Annotated in this window: 21 protein-coding genes and 1 pseudogene; 15 read left to right on the forward strand and 7 right to left on the reverse strand. The window is 56.7% G+C overall.

Annotated elements, in window-relative coordinates; all coding sequences use genetic code 11:
* Positions 1 to 4: 4 nt before the first annotated feature.
* The 7 genes from GOX45_RS18420 to GOX45_RS18450 form a co-directional block, all read right to left on the reverse strand.
* Positions 5 to 934, reverse strand: coding sequence for an electron transfer flavoprotein subunit alpha/FixB family protein (locus tag GOX45_RS18420; protein ID WP_171102829.1), 930 nt, complete (start codon positions 932 to 934; stop codon positions 5 to 7).
* Positions 934 to 1,692 (reverse strand): electron transfer flavoprotein subunit beta/FixA family protein, encoded by a 759-nt coding sequence (locus tag GOX45_RS18425; protein WP_171102831.1) that lies wholly within the window; start codon positions 1,690 to 1,692, stop codon positions 934 to 936. The genes GOX45_RS18420 and GOX45_RS18425 overlap by 1 nt, the downstream gene beginning before the upstream one ends.
* 196 nt (positions 1,693 to 1,888) lie before the next feature.
* Positions 1,889 to 2,653, reverse strand: coding sequence for a hypothetical protein (locus GOX45_RS18430; RefSeq protein ID WP_171102833.1), 765 nt, complete (start codon positions 2,651 to 2,653; stop codon positions 1,889 to 1,891).
* The gene (locus GOX45_RS18435; RefSeq protein ID WP_171102835.1) at positions 2,629 to 3,201 is read right to left on the reverse strand and encodes a cob(I)yrinic acid a,c-diamide adenosyltransferase; all 573 of its coding nucleotides are present in this window, start codon (positions 3,199 to 3,201) and stop codon (positions 2,629 to 2,631) included. The genes GOX45_RS18430 and GOX45_RS18435 overlap by 25 nt, the downstream gene beginning before the upstream one ends.
* Before the next feature lie 3 nt (positions 3,202 to 3,204).
* Positions 3,205 to 3,405: a twin transmembrane helix small protein gene (locus GOX45_RS18440; RefSeq protein WP_171102837.1), complete on the reverse strand. Its 201-nt coding sequence runs from the start codon at positions 3,403 to 3,405 to the stop codon at positions 3,205 to 3,207.
* Positions 3,406 to 3,482: 77 nt separating this feature from the next.
* The gene (locus GOX45_RS18445) at positions 3,483 to 4,310 is read right to left on the reverse strand and encodes an SDR family NAD(P)-dependent oxidoreductase (protein ID WP_171102839.1); all 828 of its coding nucleotides are present in this window, start codon (positions 4,308 to 4,310) and stop codon (positions 3,483 to 3,485) included.
* 68 nt (positions 4,311 to 4,378) lie between these two features.
* Positions 4,379 to 5,005 carry an SH3 domain-containing protein gene (locus GOX45_RS18450; RefSeq protein WP_254446075.1) on the reverse strand — a complete coding sequence of 209 codons (627 nt, stop codon included), beginning with the start codon at positions 5,003 to 5,005 and terminating at the stop codon, positions 4,379 to 4,381.
* 199 nt (positions 5,006 to 5,204) lie between these two features.
* On the opposite strand from GOX45_RS18450, the gene GOX45_RS18455 reads away from it, so the two are divergent.
* The 15 genes and pseudogenes from GOX45_RS18455 to rpsS all read left to right on the forward strand — a co-directional run bounded on the left by GOX45_RS18455 (position 5,205) and on the right by rpsS (position 17,710).
* On the forward strand, positions 5,205 to 7,553 hold the full coding sequence (locus GOX45_RS18455) for a DNA topoisomerase IV subunit A (protein ID WP_171102841.1): 2,349 nt from the start codon (positions 5,205 to 5,207) through the stop codon (positions 7,551 to 7,553).
* Between the two features lie 97 nt (positions 7,554 to 7,650).
* Positions 7,651 to 8,241 carry a hypothetical protein gene (locus tag GOX45_RS18460; RefSeq protein ID WP_171102843.1) on the forward strand — a complete coding sequence of 197 codons (591 nt, stop codon included), beginning with the start codon at positions 7,651 to 7,653 and terminating at the stop codon, positions 8,239 to 8,241.
* 114 nt (positions 8,242 to 8,355) lie between these two features.
* Positions 8,356 to 9,531: an elongation factor Tu gene (gene tuf, locus GOX45_RS18465; protein WP_171102845.1), complete on the forward strand. Its 1,176-nt coding sequence runs from the start codon at positions 8,356 to 8,358 to the stop codon at positions 9,529 to 9,531.
* Positions 9,532 to 9,835: 304 nt separating this feature from the next.
* A complete protein-coding gene (locus GOX45_RS18470) occupies positions 9,836 to 11,548 on the forward strand; it encodes an amidohydrolase (protein WP_254446077.1) in 1,713 nt (570 codons plus the stop codon).
* A 25-nt stretch (positions 11,549 to 11,573) separates the two neighbouring features.
* Positions 11,574 to 11,720 (forward strand): annotated as a pseudogene (gene tuf, locus GOX45_RS18475) (elongation factor Tu); the annotation flags it as partial.
* A 219-nt stretch (positions 11,721 to 11,939) separates the two neighbouring features.
* Positions 11,940 to 12,743 carry a hypothetical protein gene (locus tag GOX45_RS18480; RefSeq protein WP_171102848.1) on the forward strand — a complete coding sequence of 268 codons (804 nt, stop codon included), beginning with the start codon at positions 11,940 to 11,942 and terminating at the stop codon, positions 12,741 to 12,743.
* A 179-nt stretch (positions 12,744 to 12,922) separates the two neighbouring features.
* Positions 12,923 to 13,237: a 30S ribosomal protein S10 gene (rpsJ, locus tag GOX45_RS18485; RefSeq protein ID WP_008756422.1), complete on the forward strand. Its 315-nt coding sequence runs from the start codon at positions 12,923 to 12,925 to the stop codon at positions 13,235 to 13,237.
* An 18-nt stretch (positions 13,238 to 13,255) separates the two neighbouring features.
* Complete coding sequence (gene rplC / locus GOX45_RS18490; protein ID WP_171102850.1) at positions 13,256 to 13,990, forward strand: 50S ribosomal protein L3; 735 nt, start codon at positions 13,256 to 13,258, stop codon at positions 13,988 to 13,990.
* Positions 13,987 to 14,604 (forward strand): 50S ribosomal protein L4, encoded by a 618-nt coding sequence (gene rplD / locus GOX45_RS18495; RefSeq protein ID WP_171102852.1) that lies wholly within the window; start codon positions 13,987 to 13,989, stop codon positions 14,602 to 14,604. The genes rplC and rplD overlap by 4 nt, the downstream gene beginning before the upstream one ends.
* The gene (locus GOX45_RS18500) at positions 14,601 to 14,897 is read left to right on the forward strand and encodes a 50S ribosomal protein L23 (protein WP_010437040.1); all 297 of its coding nucleotides are present in this window, start codon (positions 14,601 to 14,603) and stop codon (positions 14,895 to 14,897) included. Before rplD ends, GOX45_RS18500 begins: the two co-directional genes overlap by 4 nt.
* A 427-nt stretch (positions 14,898 to 15,324) precedes the next feature.
* Positions 15,325 to 15,573: a hypothetical protein gene (locus tag GOX45_RS18505; protein ID WP_171102854.1), complete on the forward strand. Its 249-nt coding sequence runs from the start codon at positions 15,325 to 15,327 to the stop codon at positions 15,571 to 15,573.
* Between the two features lie 15 nt (positions 15,574 to 15,588).
* Complete coding sequence (locus GOX45_RS18510) at positions 15,589 to 16,083, forward strand: helix-turn-helix transcriptional regulator (RefSeq protein WP_171102856.1); 495 nt, start codon at positions 15,589 to 15,591, stop codon at positions 16,081 to 16,083.
* On the forward strand, positions 16,061 to 16,348 hold the full coding sequence (locus GOX45_RS18515; RefSeq protein ID WP_171102858.1) for a hypothetical protein: 288 nt from the start codon (positions 16,061 to 16,063) through the stop codon (positions 16,346 to 16,348). Before GOX45_RS18510 ends, GOX45_RS18515 begins: the two co-directional genes overlap by 23 nt.
* A gap of 237 nt (positions 16,349 to 16,585) precedes the next feature.
* Positions 16,586 to 17,428 (forward strand): 50S ribosomal protein L2, encoded by an 843-nt coding sequence (rplB, locus tag GOX45_RS18520; RefSeq protein ID WP_171102860.1) that lies wholly within the window; start codon positions 16,586 to 16,588, stop codon positions 17,426 to 17,428.
* Between the two features lie 3 nt (positions 17,429 to 17,431).
* Complete coding sequence (rpsS, locus tag GOX45_RS18525; RefSeq protein ID WP_005980699.1) at positions 17,432 to 17,710, forward strand: 30S ribosomal protein S19; 279 nt, start codon at positions 17,432 to 17,434, stop codon at positions 17,708 to 17,710.
* The last annotated feature ends 3 nt before the right edge of the window (positions 17,711 to 17,713 follow it).

The following is a 17,713-nucleotide window of genomic DNA, read 5'->3' on the forward strand; positions in this document are numbered from 1 at the left end:
AGGCTTAACCCAGTTTTTCGGTAAGTTCGGGTACGGCAGCAAACAGGTCGGCAACCAATCCGAAATCGGCGACCTGGAAGATCGGTGCCTCTTCGTCCTTGTTGATCGCGACGATGACCTTGCTGTCTTTCATACCGGCCAAGTGCTGGATCGCACCCGAGATACCGACGGCGACATAGAGGTCCGGGGCAACAACCTTACCGGTTTGACCCACCTGCCAGTCGTTCGGGGCATACCCCGAGTCGACCGCCGCGCGGGACGCACCTACGGCAGCGCCCAGCTTGTCAGCCAGTTTTTCGATCAGCGCGAAATCCTCTTCCGAGCCGACACCACGTCCACCGGACACAACAACACCGGCCGAGGTCAGCTCGGGGCGGTCGCTTTCGGCCACTTTGTCTTCAACCCATTCGGACAGGCCTGCGGAGCCGGGAACCGAAACGGTCTCAACCGGGGCAGAGCCGCCTTCGCCAGCCGCGTCAAAGCTTGCAGTCCGCAAGGTGACAACTTTCTTGGCGTCGTTCGACTTCACCGTCTGGATCGCGTTGCCCGCATAGATCGGACGCTCAAAGGTCGACCCGTCCACCACGCCGGATGCATCCGAGATCACCATCACGTCCAGCAGGGCTGCCACGCGCGGCATCACGTTCTTGGCGTCTGTGGTCGCAGGGGCCACGATATGCTCGTAACCATCGGCCAGCGACACGATCAAAGCAGCGGTCGATTCCGCCAGGCGATGACCCAGCGATGCATCTTCGGCCACCAACACCTTGGCCACACCGTCGATCTTGGCAGCGGCCTCACCGGCAGCGGCGGCCGAGCCACCTGCGGCCAGAACGGTCACATCACCCAGAGCTTTTGCAGCGTTGACAGCCTTGGCTGTGGCGTCCAGCGCCAGTTCACCATTGTTGACTTCGGCAAGCAGAAGTACAGCCATTACACAGCCCCCGCTTCTTTGAGTTTCTCGACCAGCTCGTCGACAGAGCCCACGATGATACCAGCGGCGCGCGCTGGCGGCTCTTCGGTTTTGACCACTTCCAGACGCGGGGTGACGTCGACGCCGTAATCGGCGGCGGTTTTCTCATCCAACGGCTTTTTCTTGGCCTTCATGATGTTGGGCAGCGACGCATAGCGCGGCTCGTTCAGGCGCAGGTCAACGGTCACGATGGTCGGCATCTTGACGCTGATGGTCTGCAAGCCGCCATCAACCTCGCGGGTGATCTTGGCGCTATCGCCTTCGATATCCACCTCAGATGCAAAAGTCGCCTGGCTCCAACCCAGCAGGGCCGACAGCATCTGGCCGGTGGCGTTCATGTCATTGTCGATCGCCTGTTTGCCCGCCAGAACAATGCCCGGCTGCTCTTCCTCGACCACTTTGGCCAGGATCTTTGCGACGGCCAGAGGTTCGATATCGGTGTGTACGTCATCAGCGGCCACGACCAGAATCGCGCGGTCAGCACCCATGGCCAATGCGGTACGCAGGGTTTCCTGCGCCTGCTTTACACCGATCGAAACAGCAACAACTTCGTCGGCCTTGCCTGCTTCTTTCAGGCGGATCGCCTCTTCGACAGCAATTTCGTCGAACGGGTTCATCGACATTTTGACATTGGCGAGATCGACACCGCTTCCGTCCGCTTTGACGCGAACCTTCACGTTGTAGTCGATCACGCGCTTGACAGGCACAAGTACCTTCATTTTTGCGTATACTCCTTACAAAAACGGCAAGCCGCGTCGCGACTCCACCAATGCTCTCGCTGGACTGAATAGCGCTTCACGCAGTGCGAAGACAGGGCAAAATCGTCACGTTTTCATCACGAGACGTCGCGTTCCATGTGTTCTTTCAGAAAAACCCGACGAACAGCGGGCAGGGCGCCCGCCTGATGGTAGGGGTTCAACAGATGGTCAGAGCATCCAGAACCCAGGTTGCATGACGGTTGAGATCGCTATCTAACGAGGCGCGCGCCATCGCCTGTTCGGCGCGTTCCATCATCTCGGGGCTGCGATACCACTCTGCGACCTGCCTGGCGCGGTCGGCCTGACCGGGCAGGCTCCATTCATTTTCGGGCCAGAAGGCGGTTGACCAAATGCTTGGAAACCCGCCCGAGATATTCCAGTCTTGGGCCAGACGGCCGAACAGATCGGCATCGTCCCATTGCCAAAGGTGTCGCAGCATCGGGTCGGGGTCGTGGCCAGCGCTGGCGAACATACACAGGATGTCATCCAGATAGCAGTCTTGCGCATTGCGCCCACCCGGCTTGTGACTGTCCAGAAACAGCAGAGTGAACCGAGTGATTACATCGACTTCCGGCGGTGTCCAGCGGTCGGGCAAACCGGTGGCAAAGCGCATCAAGCTAACTTCAATGCCAACGTTTGCAACCTCGTGTCCTTGAGCCAAAAGCTCCATCACGCGTGGCAACAGATAGCGCGACAGGGCAAGTGAAACTTGCGGATCAGAGGCCGCGAAGAACCAGTCATTGACGTAGTGCAGCGGAAGCGCGCGAATATCTGGGATAAAGAAATCGGCCTCGATCTCGGGATACATGCAACACTGTTCGCAGACTTCCAAAGCTGTGGGTTTGGGCCGCTTGAATACGGTATAGGCGTCTTCGACGCATGCCGACATCGCGGGTGTCAGCGGTTTGCGCCCGGAACCCATAGAACGTCGTCTTTGCCATCGTTGTTCGCGCAGCGCGCTGCCACGAAAAACCAGTCGCTCAGCCGATTGAGATATTTGACCGCCACGTCGTTCACCGGCTCCATATTGGTCAGTTCAACCGCCAGACGTTCGGCGCGGCGAGACACAGTGCGGCAGACATGCAAATGGGCTGCCAGACGCGACCCTCCGGGCAGGATAAAACTGCGCAACGGCTCAAGATCCGCGTTCATCGCGTCAATCTCGGCCTCAAGCCGGTCAATCTGAGCAGGCGCGATGCGAAGCGGCGGGTAATCGGCCTCGGCGTCCTTTTCCATATCCGGGCGACAGAAATCAGCGCCCAGATCAAAGAGATCATTCTGAATGCGGGCCAGCGCCGCATCGGTTTCGCCCTCGGCCTCTGTCCGGGCCACGCCAACGAATGAGTTCAACTCATCCACGGTACCATAGGCGGCCACACGGCCCGAATACTTGGCAACCCGTTCGCCATTGCCCAGAGCCGTTTTGCCATCGTCGCCGGTGCGCGTGTAGATTTTGTTGAGAACAACCACCGCTTAGCCTCCTGTTCCGCGCAGATAGACGTAGAGCACGATCAGCATCACGGCAATGAACTGAAACAGGATGCGAAGCTGCATCATCTTGTTGCTTTTGACCGCAGCGTTTTTGCCTGCCTTGCCGAAATTGGCGATACCGATCACCAACACAACAACCACGGCAGCCATCGCCAGCAAGAGTACGACCATCAAGAGGTCCATATCAGTCCCGTCCACATTCTGTTTCTTTGTTCATCATCTAGCCTTGCTCGGTCAAAAAGCGAACGGGTAATTTCGCCTCAGATGTCGGACAGGATGCGATCAATGGCCCGCGTCGGCAGCATTCGGCGCAAATACCCGGCGATATAGGTAGGGGTCGTCACATAGTAGCGCGGCCGGGGTCGCTTGGATTCCACCGCGTGTGCCAGCTTTTTGGTCACCGCCGAGGCAGGCAGTTCGAACCGGTCCGGTCCTGAGGATTCGTACAGCCGGTTCAGCAGCTTGCGCTCATACCGGTCGCGGATGGCCGAGCTTTTCCAATCGACAAACCGTTCAAACATCGGGATCGAGTTTTCGCGGATTTTTGAGGTGATGGGGCCGGGTTCGATCAGAATGACCTTGATGTCGGTATCACCCAGTTCCAACCGCAGCGTGTCTGACAACCCTTCGATTGCGTATTTCGTGGCCACATAAGCCCCGCGCCAGGGAAAGGCCACCAGACCCAGCACGGATGAGTTCTGCACGATTCGCCCGTGCCCCTGCGCGCGCATGACCGGGATGACCTGCCGGGTCAGTTCGTGCCACCCAAACACATTGGCTTCGAATATCTGGCGAAGGCCGTCTGTCGGTACATCTTCAAGAGCGCCGGGCAAGCCGTGTGCGCCGTTGTTGAACAAGGCGTCCAAGGTGCCGCCTGTGGCCTCAAGCACTTGGGCCAGTCCTTCGGTCATGCTGGTTGTGTCGGTATAGTCAATACGCGGGCTGTCAAAGCCCTGCGCGCGCATGCGGTCGCAATCCCGTTGCTGTCTGCATGACGCGAAGACGTGCCAACCTCGCGCGCGCATTCCATGAGCCGCGTCCAAGCCGATCCCCGAGGAGCAGCCGGTAATAAGTATGGATTTTTGCATTGCCTGTCCGAACCTTGATCCGCCCCAAAGCTATTGCCGGGGTAGGGTGGGGGCAATGACCGACGGTGTTAATTCGAGGTTTTACCCAAAAGCGAAGAAGAAACCCATCCGATCTGTTGCTGCGGCAACACGCGGACGCGCAACCATCCCGTACCCGAGTCGCCCAAAACTTCGGCCTTCTGTCCGATCGACAATTTGGTGATCACCGGATAGATCGTTCCGGGACCGTCCCGCATGTTAACGCGCGTGCCCGTGACTTCGCGCCAGTATTTGACCGGTTCTGTCGTCACCGGTGTGTCTTCCACGATTGTATCAGACGGCTGCGCGCGCTCGCGCAGTCCAGCGGCGCCCTCTTCCAGAGATGCGAGCGTGAGGTTCGCGTTTGGAATGGCGAAACCGGAAAGCTGCGGCAACGACGCGCTTTCTGCAGTCGCTTGATCAGTTTCATCCGCTTCGAAAATGACCACAGGTTCCGCTGTCTGGCGCAGCGGGGCCGTGCGGGCAGCAACATTGGTCACCAATTGTTCGGCCTGAGGTTGGCGTACGGGTTTTGGCGCAGGTTTCGGGGAGGGCGTTTCGGCCACGCGTTCGGGGGCCACCACAGCTTTGCTGCGCGGCTCGAAATTCGGGCCATCGCTCATGACATAGAAACACCAGGCCAAAGCGGCAAAGGTCAACAGAATAAGGCGCGGCATGGCGCTTCCCCCAGGCAATCGACAGCAGATTAAACAGGCAGCATCTAATGCAAAGATGATATCATAGAAGCGGGTTTCTGTCGAAAAATGGGGGAAATCCGAGGGTTGGCTCCCCCTGTTGCAAAAAGCCCGACTTGTCCCCAGCAAAATATGCCGCGATTGCTTTACCCGCGCGCGCTTGCGTTGTACCACATCATATATGAACGACACGATCGACGACCCCAACATGGAGGCCCCTGAGAACGGGGGCGAAGTAGCCGAACCGCTGCGCCGCGCCATAGGTGAGCGGTATCTGACCTATGCGCTGTCCACCATCATGCACCGCGCCCTGCCGGATGCGCGGGACGGGTTGAAGCCAGTGCACCGGCGAATCCTCTATGCGATGCGCGAATTGCGACTCAGCGCGACGGGGGGCTTCCGTAAGTCCGCCAAGATTTCCGGCGACGTGATGGGCAACTATCACCCACATGGTGATGCCGCAATTTACGACGCGATGGCGCGTTTGGCGCAGGATTTCAACGTGCGCTATCCGCTGGTCGACGGGCAGGGGAATTTCGGCAATATCGACGGTGATAACCCGGCGGCCTCGCGATACACCGAGGCGCGAATGACCATCGTAGCCGAGGCGCTGCTTGAGGGGCTGAACGAAGACGCTGTTGATTTCCGCGACAATTACGACGGTACCCTGACCGAACCGGTCGTGCTGCCCGCGCAATTCCCGAACCTTTTGGCCAATGGCGCCAGTGGCATCGCCGTGGGGATGGCGACCAATATCCCTCCGCATAATATTTCAGAGCTGTGCGACGCTTGCCTGCATCTGATCAAAACCCCGGATGCGCGCGACGACACGCTGCTGAACTATGTCCCCGGACCCGATTTCCCGACCGGTGGCGTCATCGTCGAACCGCCCGAGAACATCGCACAAGCCTATCGCACGGGGCGCGGTTCGTTCCGCCTGCGCTGCAAGTTCGAAGTTGAGGATCTGGGGCGTGGCCAATGGCAGATCGTTGTCACCGAGATCCCCTATCAGGTTCAGAAATCCAAGCTGATCGAAAAGATCGCAGAACTGATCCAGACCAAGAAAATTCCGATCCTCGCCGATGTGCGCGACGAATCCGCCGATGACATTCGCCTGATCCTCGAGCCGCGCTCGAAAAACGTGGATCCCGAAGTGTTGATGGGCATGCTCTATCGCAACTCGGACCTTGAGGTGCGGTTCAGCCTGAACATGAACGTGCTGATCGACGGGGTCACGCCCAAGGTCTGCTCGATGAAGGAAGTGCTGCGCGCTTTCCTCGACCACCGGCAAGAGGTGCTGCTTCGCCGCTCGCGTCACCGTCTGGGCAAGATTGATCATCGGTTAGAGGTCTTGGAGGGCTTTATCGTCGCCTTCCTCAACCTTGATCGCGTGATCGACATCATCCGCTATGACGACGACCCCAAAGCCGCGTTGATGCGCGAGGATTGGGGCATTGACCACGTCCGCGCCACCAGCGAAGCGGACTACGTCTCGCCAAAACCTGGCGAAGGCGAGCTGTCCGAGGTTCAAGTCGACGCAATCCTCAACATGCGCCTGCGCAGTTTGCGCCGTCTGGAAGAGATGGAGCTGGTGCGTGAACGCGACGAATTGATGGAAGAGCGTGCGAACCTGGAAGACCTGCTGGCCGATCCGGCCCTGCAATGGGCCAGGATTGCTGAGCAGCTGAAAGAGACCAAGAAAACCTTTGGCAAAGACTATGAAGGTGGCGCGCGTCGCACCCGGTTCGCCGAGGCCGGTCAGGTTGAAGAGGTTCCGCTGGAGGCGATGATCGACAAGGAACCGATCACGGTGGTCTGTTCGCAGATGGGCTGGATCCGCGCCATGACCGGTCATATCGATCTGACCCGCGAGCTGAAGTTCAAGGATGGCGACGGGCCACGCTTTATCTTCCACGCGGAAACCACTGACCGCTTGCTGGTCTTTGCGTCCAATGGCCGTTTCTACACGGTCAGCGCCGCCAATCTGCCGGGCGGGCGCGGCATGGGGGAACCGCTGCGTCTGATGGTCGACTTGCCCAATGAGGCGCAGATCATCGATATCCTGATCCACAAGCCCGGGCGCAAACTGCTGGTGGCCTCGGATGCGGGCAATGGTTTCATGGTGCCCGAAGATGACGTGCTGGCGCAAACGCGGAACGGCAAGCAGGTGCTGAACGTCAAGGAAGACGAGACCGCCATGATCTGTAAACCGGTTGTCGGTGATCACGTGGCGGTGGTGTCTCAGAACGGCAAGTTCCTGGTGTTCCCGACCGAAGACCTGCCCGAAATGACGCGCGGCAAAGGGGTGCGCTTGCAAAAGTACAATATGGCACGCGGGCGTCAGGGTACGCTGGAATTGGATGGCGGCTTGTCCGACATCACCACATTCAACTGGGAAGACGGCCTCAGATGGTCGATGGGCGGCGATAAGACGCGGCACGAGGCGGATATGTCCCAATGGCTGGCCAAACGCGCCAGCGTTGGCAAAAAGCCGCCCTATGGGTTCCCACGCGATTATAAATTTTCGTGAGCGCAGCCCCTGAGTGGTGGTTTTCTGCTGATACGGCTTGGCACAGGCCGTATCGGTAGGGTAAACCCAATAAAAACAGGCCTATCGAGACATGATCATGCGACGCATTCTGACCCTGATGACCGGACTGGCCCTTTTGGGTGCCTGCGCTCAGACGCAGCTTTATGAAGACCCCGAAGAATTGGGCGAGTTCAACTTGCGTGTGAACTATGCCTTTGCCGACAACGCGGTGCAGGGGCCTGTTTCGCGCGATGCAACGCCCGATGAGTGGACCGCCGCGATTCAAAACGCGGTGGATGTGCGCCTGGGGCGCTATGAGGGCGCGCAGGAATACGACATCGGCATCAGCCTCGAAGGTTATATGCTGGCGCCTCCGGGGATCCCGGTGATCTACAATCCCAAAAGCACGGCAATTGTTCTGGTGAATGTCTATGACGTCGGCAAGGAAGAGTTCGTGGCCAAAGGCAAGCAGTTCCAGGTGCTTGAGGACACAACCGGCGAAAGCGTTTTTGCCGGGTCCGGCCATTCCCGCTCACGTGAAGAACAGATGAACGGTCTGGCCCTGAAGGTAGCGGACCGCGTCGAGGAATGGCTGGCCGAAGAACATCTCGAAAACGGGTGGTTCAAAAGACGCCCTGACTTGATCCAGCCGCTCGAATCGTCCGAGGTTACGCAAAATCCGGCGTAACCGTCGATTTCCCGCAGGATGTGCTTGATTTTCGCCTTTGAACCAAATATCTCGCGCGCGCAGATGTAACCTACGGGACCAAAGGTCCCCAAAACGCAAAAGGGCGCCTGAGGAATGGCAAAGGAAAAGTTTGAGCGTACAAAACCGCACGTCAACATTGGCACGATTGGCCACGTTGACCACGGCAAGACGACGCTGACCGCAGCGATCACCAAGTATTTTGGTGACTTCAAAGCGTATGACCAAATCGACGGTGCGCCGGAAGAGAAAGCGCGCGGGATCACCATCTCGACCGCCCACGTGGAATACGAGACCGACAACCGTCACTATGCGCACGTTGACTGCCCCGGCCACGCCGACTACGTCAAGAACATGATCACCGGTGCGGCGCAAATGGACGGCGCGATCCTGGTTGTGAACGCTGCAGATGGCCCGATGCCGCAAACGCGTGAGCACATCCTGCTGGGCCGCCAGGTTGGCATCCCGAAGATGGTCGTGTTCATGAACAAAGTGGACCAGGTAGACGACGAAGAGCTGCTGGAGCTGGTGGAAATGGAAATCCGCGAGCTGCTGTCGAGCTATGAGTACCCCGGTGACGATATTCCGATCATCGCAGGGTCGGCTCTGGCCGCGATGGAAGGCAACAACCCGGAAATCGGCGAAGAGAAAATCAAGGAACTGATGGCGGCTGTTGACGAATATATCGACACGCCTGAGCGTGCTGTGGATCAGCCGTTCCTGATGCCGATCGAAGACGTGTTCTCGATCTCGGGCCGTGGTACCGTTGTGACCGGTCGTGTTGAGCGTGGCGTGATCAATGTGGGCGACGAGATCGAAATCGTCGGCATCCGCGACACCTCCAAGACCACCTGCACCGGTGTTGAGATGTTCCGCAAGCTGCTGGACCGCGGTGAAGCGGGCGACAATATCGGCGCCCTGCTGCGCGGCATCGACCGTGACGGCGTTGAGCGTGGTCAGGTTCTGTGTAAGCCGGGTTCGGTTACACCGCACACCAAGTTCGAAGCCGAAGCCTATATCCTGACCAAGGAAGAGGGCGGCCGTCACACCCCGTTCTTCGCGAACTACCGTCCGCAGTTCTACTTCCGGACCACGGACGTGACCGGCACCGTGACCCTGGCGGAAGGCACCGAGATGGTCATGCCCGGCGACAACGTGTCGTTCGGCGTTGAACTGATCGCGCCCATCGCAATGGAAAACGGTCTCCGCTTCGCGATCCGCGAAGGCGGCCGCACCGTCGGCGCCGGCGTTGTGTCGAAAATCATCGAGTAAGGCGCGCTTGCCGCGCCTGGTTGCGGCAGGCGATTTTCCATAGGAAAATCTGCCGGGAGCAACTCGGTTGAACTAAAGAAGGCCGTCCCTAACCGGGGCGGCCTTTTTCTTTTTTGCTCAAGCCGACTGAGATGCTAACCTCTTCCGTATTTAGACGTAGCAATTAGAAAGAGGTCACAAGATGTGTTTCTCGGCTCGTTCACTTTGTTTTGTCACCGCAGTCACCGCGATTATTAGCTTTTCTTCCCCAGTTTTATCACAGCAAATCGCGGACAGGATCTATCTCGGGGGTCCAATCGTTACGATGAATGACACGGCACCTTCAGCCGAAGCAGTTGCCGTCAAGGATGGGCGCATTCTAGCGGTGGGGTCTCTTTCTGATGTGTCGACCCACCAAGGGGACAAGACCGAAACCTATGATTTGGATGGCCGCGCGATGCTTCCGGGTTTCGTCGACAGCCACGGTCATGTCGTCATGGGAGGCTTGCAGGCGCTGTCTGCGAACCTTCTTTCACCGCCCGATGGCGAGGTTGTTGATATAGCCAGCCTGCAATCCACTCTTTCAGCATGGGCCGAAGAGAATGCGCAGGCTGTTGAACAAGTGAAAATGATTATTGGGTTTGGCTATGACAATGCTCAACTAAAGGAACTGCGCCACCCGACACGGGAAGAACTGGACAAAGTGTCTGAGGATTTGCCTGTCGTAATCGTTCACCAGTCCGGGCACTTGGGTGTTGCAAACTCAAAAGCCTTGGAACTGGCGGGCATCACAGCTGCTTCAGAGGCTCCTCCGGGGGGCGTGATTCAGCGGGACGAAAGCGGTGAGCCAAACGGCGTTCTGGAAGAATACGCATTCTTTTCCGTCCTTGTGCCCATGTTAGGAAAACTGGGTGAGGGTGGACTGGCAGAATTTGCCAAAGCGGGCACAAAGCTTTGGGCGAAATTTGGATACACAACCGGGCAAGAAGGTCGATCCTCTGGTGAAATTGTCGAGGTACTAAAGAAAGTCGCTGCCGAAGACGGGCTTCCTATCGACGTCGTAGCGTTCCCGGATGTTCTCGAAGCCAGGGAATATATTGGTGCCAACACTTCCATGAACTATGACAACCGGGTTCGGGTCGGTGGCTGTAAGCTTACAATTGACGGTTCGCCACAGGGGTTCACAGCGTTACGGGACCGACCCTATTACGACCCGGTCGGGAACTATGCTGCCGGGTATGCGGGATACGCGGCCATCACTATGGAACAACTCCAGGACGCAGTGAACTGGTGCTATGAAAACGGGTTCCAAATTATTGTTCATTCCAACGGTGAGGGGGCGTCTGATATGCTTATCGCAGCCCTCGAAGAGGCCCAGATCAAGTATGGCGACCCCGGTAACCGTCCGGTTCTGGTTCACGGGCAGTTTCTAAGAGAGGATCAGGTCGCTAGCTTCAAACGGCTCGGGGTTTTTCCATCGCTTTTCCCAATGCATACGTTTTATTGGGGCGACTGGCATCGGGATCACACGGTTGGGCCAGTGAATGCCGACAACATCTCGCCGACCGGTTGGCTGCGCGAGCGCGATATGATCTTCGGCACGCACCATGATGCTCCTGTGGCTTTTCCAGACAGCATGCGTGTCCTTGCCGCGACGGTCACCCGGCGCACCCGGTCCGGTGACATTTTGGGCCCGCATCAAAGGGTTGATGTCATGACTGCCTTGAAAGCCATGACAATCTGGCCCGCCTGGCAACATTTCGAGGAAGATGCGAAGGGTTCTATCGAAGTCGGAAAGGTCGCGGATTTTGTGATCCTGTCAGACGATCCCACGGCGGTCGATCCAGAGACGTTGGCGGAACTTGAAGTACGTGTGACCATCAAGGGCGACGAAGTGATCTATGAAGCTGAAGGCGATGTCAGAGAAGGAAATCTGCAATTCTCGCCATTTTCAAATGACCCTGTGATCGCTCATCTTTTCCTGCACTCGGTATATCAGGGCATGAAGGTCGAAGAGCCATGGCTTGTTGAGAACTAGCCTGTTGGTGTCAGGGAAGCGAAACGGCGCAGTAATGGTTAGGCCGGGCGATAACGTTGGCTTCACCGTCGAGATGATCGCGGCAATCGCGATGGAAAACGGCCTCCGCTTCGCCATCCGCGAAGGCGGCCGCACCGTCGGCGTTGGCGTCGTTTCCAAAATTATTGAATAATTTTGGAAAGCGGTGGGCGGCAGTTGCTCTGAAAGAGCAATGAGAGCCCACACCGTTGAACTAAAGATGGCCGTCCCACATCGGGGCGGCCTTCTTGTTTGCTTTTGCCCTTGAGAACAGCGACTTTAGGTTTCGCAGGCGCTTTCAAAAAGTGGAGTTGGTTGCGTTTAGCGTGTATCAACTGGGGCTAACTCAAGATCATTCAAAAAAGGATAAACCGTGCGTGGAAAATGGCATGAACGGCTTCAACGTTTCTTCGCGATTTCTCTATTTGTTTGTGCTGCGGCGTCATTGCGCGCCGACGAACGACCCGAAGAGCAGAAAGTGCTGTTTGCAGCAGGTGGGAAATGGGTTGCACAGGACATTTCTTGGGAGAAGTACAACGGCAATTTGCGAGTGAGTCTTGTGGCCTCTCTGGTGGAGCTCAAGACGGCTCCGCTGTTGCATAAAGAGGCCTTAAGCGCGCTTTGTCAGGAAGTTATCGTAAATTTACCGAGTGCGCCCGAGGAGGTTGCTGACGAAAATGACTACCGGGTGGCATTGAACATGCGTAGCCTTTTGTCCGGCGATAATCCAAACCCTGTTTTTTCATTCCCTCTTCCGATTCAAGTGAGGCAAGGAAACTGCCAGATAAAGCCTGATGGTGAGCTCTACTTCTATAGTTACCCGGCAACTTTAGAAAATTGGGAGATGACAAAGGTTCTGTATGATGTCGAAGGCTCTGATCCGAGAGCAATTGCGCTGCACTTCCGCAGTATCGACCAGAGTACAAATAAACCGCTTCCATTCGTTGAAGCCTGCAATGCGTTCTTTGCTGACCCTCCGCCGGCGCTGGCTAAGCTCAAGCAGTTATATGGTTTGCGAGATAACCTTGAGAACTTCCCGATAAGGATCGCTGAGTATGACAACCCGAAAACAAATTTGTCCTTCGATGCCCCCACCGATCTTAGCTTGTACGCATATGAAAACGACGACATTCGGATTTTCAAGCTGCAAAACAATGCCTGTGTACCGTGGTCCTGAGCGACCTTGTTGGTGGACATCAAAATACCCCTTGCCAAACCCCACCAACCCCACTAATACGCGCGAGTTCTCAATAAGAACGTCAAGGCGGGGTGATTCCCGCCTTTTGGGTTCGATGAGGGTTGGCGATGCGCGTCTGTCCTCCTCTCAACCTCAACGCCTGATAAAAGGCTGTATCTATGCAAAGCCAAAATATCCGTATTCGGCTGAAGGCATTTGACTATCGCGTTCTGGACGCCAGCACGCAAGAGATCGTCAACACTGCCAAGCGGACCGGCGCGAATGTGCGCGGCCCGATCCCGCTGCCGAACAAGATTGAGAAGTTCACGGTTCTCCGTGGCCCTCACGTTGACAAGAAATCCCGCGACCAGTTCGAGATCCGTACGCACAAGCGTCTGCTCGACATCGTTGATCCGACCCCCCAGACCGTTGACGCGCTGATGAAGCTCGACCTCGCTGCTGGTGTGGATGTCGAGATCAAGCTGCAGTCGTAAGATCGGAGGGTATTATTCATGCGCTCTGGTATTATCGCAAAAAAAGTTGGCATGACCCGCCTGTTCATGGAAGACGGCAAGCAGATCCCTGTGACCGTTCTTCACCTGGACAACCTGCAGGTTGTTGCACAGCGGACCGCTGACAAAGACGGCTATACCGCCGTTCAGCTGGGCGCTGGTGCTGCCAAGGCAAAACGCACCTCGAAAGCCATGCGCGGTCACTATGCCGCTGCCAAGGTCGAGCCCAAGCGTAAGCTGGCCGAGTTCCGCGTCTCCGAAGATGGCCTGATTGATGTGGGCGCCGAGATTTCGGCAGAACACTTCCTGGAGGGTCAGAAAGTTGACGTTTCGGGTACCTCGATCGGTAAAGGCTTTGCCGGTGCGATGAAGCGCTGGAACTTTGGTGGTCTGCGCGCCTCGCACGGTGTTTCGATCAGCCACCGTTCGCACGGTTCGACCGGTCAGTGTCAGGACCCGGGCAAGGTGTTCAAAGGCAAGAAGATGGCCGGTCACATGGGTGCCGCCCGTGTCACCACCCAGAACCTCGAGGTCGTCAAAACCGACGCCGACCGTGGTCTGGTCTTCATCAAAGGCGCCGTTCCCGGACCGAAATCGGGCTGGGTCACCGTCAAGGACGCCGTCAAGAAGAAAGCACCGGAAGGCCTGCCTTTCCCGGCTGCTGTGAAATCGGCCGTATCTGAGGCAACCGAAGCACCTGCGGAAGAAACTCCCGCGGAAGGTGGTGAAGCATGAAACTTGATGTAATCAAACTGGACGGCGGCAAAGCCGGCAACATCGAGCTGAACGCCGAACTGTTCGGGCTCGAGCCGCGCGCGGACATCCTGCACCGTGTGGTCCGTTGGCAGCGCAACAACGCGCAGGCCGGCACCCACAAGGTCAAGACCCGCTCGGAAACCAGCTACTCGACCAAGAAGATCTATCGACAGAAGGGCACCGGTGGCGCACGCCATGGTGACCGCAACGCGCCGATCTTCCGCAAGGGTGGTATCTACAAGGGCCCGACCCCTCGTTCGCACGGCCACGACCTGCCGAAAAAGTTCCGCAAGCTTGGCCTGCGCCACGCTCTGTCGGCCAAAGCCAAAGCAGGTGAACTGGTCGTGATCGAGAACGCCGAAGCCGAAGGCAAGACCGCCGCTCTGGCCAAACAGGTTGCAAACCTGGGCTGGAAACGCGCTCTGGTCATCGACGGCGCGACCGTGAACGAAGGGTTCCTGAAAGCGTCCAAGAACATCGAAGGTCTGGATATCCTGCCGTCGATGGGCGCAAACGTCTATGACATCCTCAAGCGTGACACCCTGGTGCTCACCAAAGCGGCTGTCGAAGCACTGGAGGCTCGTCTGAAATGAGCGCGAAGGCAGAACATTACGACGTGATCCGCAAGCCGGTCATCACCGAAAAGTCGACCATGGCGTCCGAAAACGGCGCGGTTGTCTTTGAAGTGGCGATCGACAGCAACAAGCCGCAGATCAAAGAGGCCGTTGAGGCGCTGTTTGGTGTGAAGGTCAAAGCGGTGAACACCACTGTGACCAAAGGCAAGGTCAAGCGGTTCCGCGGCCAGCTGGGCCGTCGGAAAGACGTCAAAAAAGCATATGTGACCCTGGAAGAGGGGAACACCATCGACGTGAGCACCGGTCTCTGATCGGACGCTTACTGCGACTATTCACGGCCCCGGCGGTTCAACCGCCGGGGCCGATTTCGTTTCAGACCCTGAAACCGTGCGTGAGTAGGTGCTGGACCAGATGCGGGCGTTTGGTTACGACTAATGCGATAGATGTCTTTCGTTGGCTGCAACTGTGCGGTGCGTTTTCATTTCGTTATGGGATTGACTTTAAAATCAATGCACACCATTTTGCAGAGTAGAAAAGCTTCCGGTGACTTACTGCTTTGGGAGCCACAAATAGCCGGAGATTCTTGTGAACGAACTTTGTTCATTACAAGCGATATCAACGAAGAGTTTGATGAGGATACTTGGAATGATCTATCTATAGCGTACAGGTATGCCCGTCTCGACGCGGATTTTGATCGTTTCGTAACCGGAGATACCATCCCAGTGGGGATGGACCCATATGACAAAGGTGACACAGCCTTTATGGCTAGAGTTGACCCACAAGAATATGGAATTTGGACCATCCGAAGTGTGGCACCTTCACCGGCAATACGAGTTTTTGGGGCATTTTATGGACGTGACGTTTTTGTGGCGCTTCACACGCGCATACGAGCGGATTTGGGTGGCAGGGAAAGCCGCGAATGGGCGCAAGCCCGAGAAGATGCAATTGCAATATGGGATAAGCTATTTCCCGGGCACGACAGACTGATAGGAGGCGACATACATGACTTCATCTCTGAAAAGGCGTTCATTGTCTAAGCCCGAGCGTGGCGTGGCAATAAACAACTACGACTTGGGTTTTGTGCGTGGGCGAAATAAAAATAAAGCACATAGCCTTATTCTGGAAATTTTTCGAGATAGTGGGCTGACCAAAGCAGAATTAGCTCGAATGCTAGGAAAAAAACCTGAACAAATAACTAGGTGGCTCGCAGGCCCAGGTAATCTTACGCTGGATACTCTCAGTGAATTGATATTTGCGACAAAGGGTGAGTTTTTCGAAGTGAAATGTGTCGATGAACTTGCACGAGGTAAGTCCAACAAAAGTTCACCGGAGTGGTTGGTCGAAGTGGAAGAACTGACAAATTGGCAAACTATCAAAGTCGATATTGATCGTGGGTCAACTAGCGATGCATTCCATGCAAAGCATGGCGATAGCACGAAATACTCGATAGTGAGTTCAACCAAGGGGCAAGAGTATGAGCGATTTGAAGCAAGTTGAATCCAAGCGGGTCTCAAGATCTCCTGACTTTAGGTACATTCCTTGCGACGCAATAAATCTTGCAATGAGTGACAATGGTCTAAAACTAGTCCTTGGTGTCGAAGAAACCGATAACTCGACTTTGGAATTGGTAGGGGTACACCTAACTCACAAGACTGCGATGTTCTTAAAAACTGCTTTGTCAAAAGCATTAGAGCATCATGAGCAGCAAACAGGGCAGAAGCTTGAGGAGCCTGACTTGTTTCCGGAGGACGGCGAAACTTAGTATTGCAGACGCTTTCGCCAGATTGGTGTTTGTCGAGATGACCGGCCCGGTTGAAAATACTAATAGACACCCACCCCCATCCCTGTTACACGCTCCCAATCTTGCGGCCTCGGATTCGTTCCGGGGCCTCTGATATTTGTAACCGGGGACCTTCGGGGCCCTTCACCTCGGGCACCTACGGGGGCCTATCACATAGCGGGGCAACGCCTCGCACTTGCTAAACGGAAGACAGAAAGCATGGCACTCAAGTCGTACAAGCCGACGACGCCGGGCCAGCGCGGGCTGGTGCTGATCGACCGTTCGGAGCTTTGGAAAGGACGTCCGGTCAAATCTCTTACAGAGGGTTTGACCAAATCGGGCGGCCGGAACAACACCGGACGGATCACTTCACGCCGCCGCGGCGGTGGCGCAAAGCGTCTCTACCGGATCGTTGACTTCAAACGGAACAAAATGGATGTCGCGGCAACCGTCGAGCGGATCGAATATGACCCGAACCGGACCGCATTCATCGCACTGGTAAAATACGAAGACGGCGAGCAGGCCTATATCCTGGCGCCTCAGCGTCTGGCTGTTGGTGACAAAGTCGTGGCATCCGCCAAGGCCGACATCAAGCCGGGCAACGCAATGCCGTTCTCGGGCATGCCCATCGGTACCATCGTCCACAACATCGAGATGAAGCCTGGCAAAGGCGGTCAGATCGCGCGTGCGGCAGGTACATACGCTCAGTTCGTTGGTCGCGATGGCGGCTACGCTCAGATCCGTCTGAGCTCGGGCGAGCTGCGCATGGTCCGTCAGGAATGCATGGCCACCGTTGGTGCCGTGTCCAACCCCGACAACAGCAACCAGAACCTCGGTAAAGCCGGTCGTATGCGCCACAAGGGCGTGCGTCCGTCGGTTCGTGGTGTTGCAATGAACCCGATCGATCACCCGCACGGTGGTGGTGAAGGTCGGACCTCGGGTGGCCGTACGCCGGTTACTCCGTGGGGTAAGGACACCAAGGGTAAGCGTACCCGCAACAAGAACAAAGCGTCCCAGAAGCTGATCATCCGCTCGCGGCACGCCAAGAAGAAGGGACGTTAATCTATGTCTCGCTCTGTTTGGAAGGGTCCTTTCGTCGATGCTTACGTGCTGAAAAAAGCCGAAGCAGCGCGCGAGTCGGGCCGTAACGAAGTCATCAAAATCTGGTCGCGTCGTTCCACCATTCTGCCCCAGTTCGTGGGTCTGACTTTTGGTGTGTACAACGGCCAGAAGCACATTCCCGTCAACGTCTCGGAAGACATGATTGGTCAGAAGTTCGGTGAATACTCGCCGACCCGCACCTATTATGGCCACGCCGCAGACAAAAAAGCGAAGCGGAAGTAAGTC

The organism is Ruegeria sp. HKCCD7255 (assembly GCF_013031565.1).
Classification (GTDB): Bacteria; Pseudomonadota; Alphaproteobacteria; order Rhodobacterales; family Rhodobacteraceae; genus Ruegeria.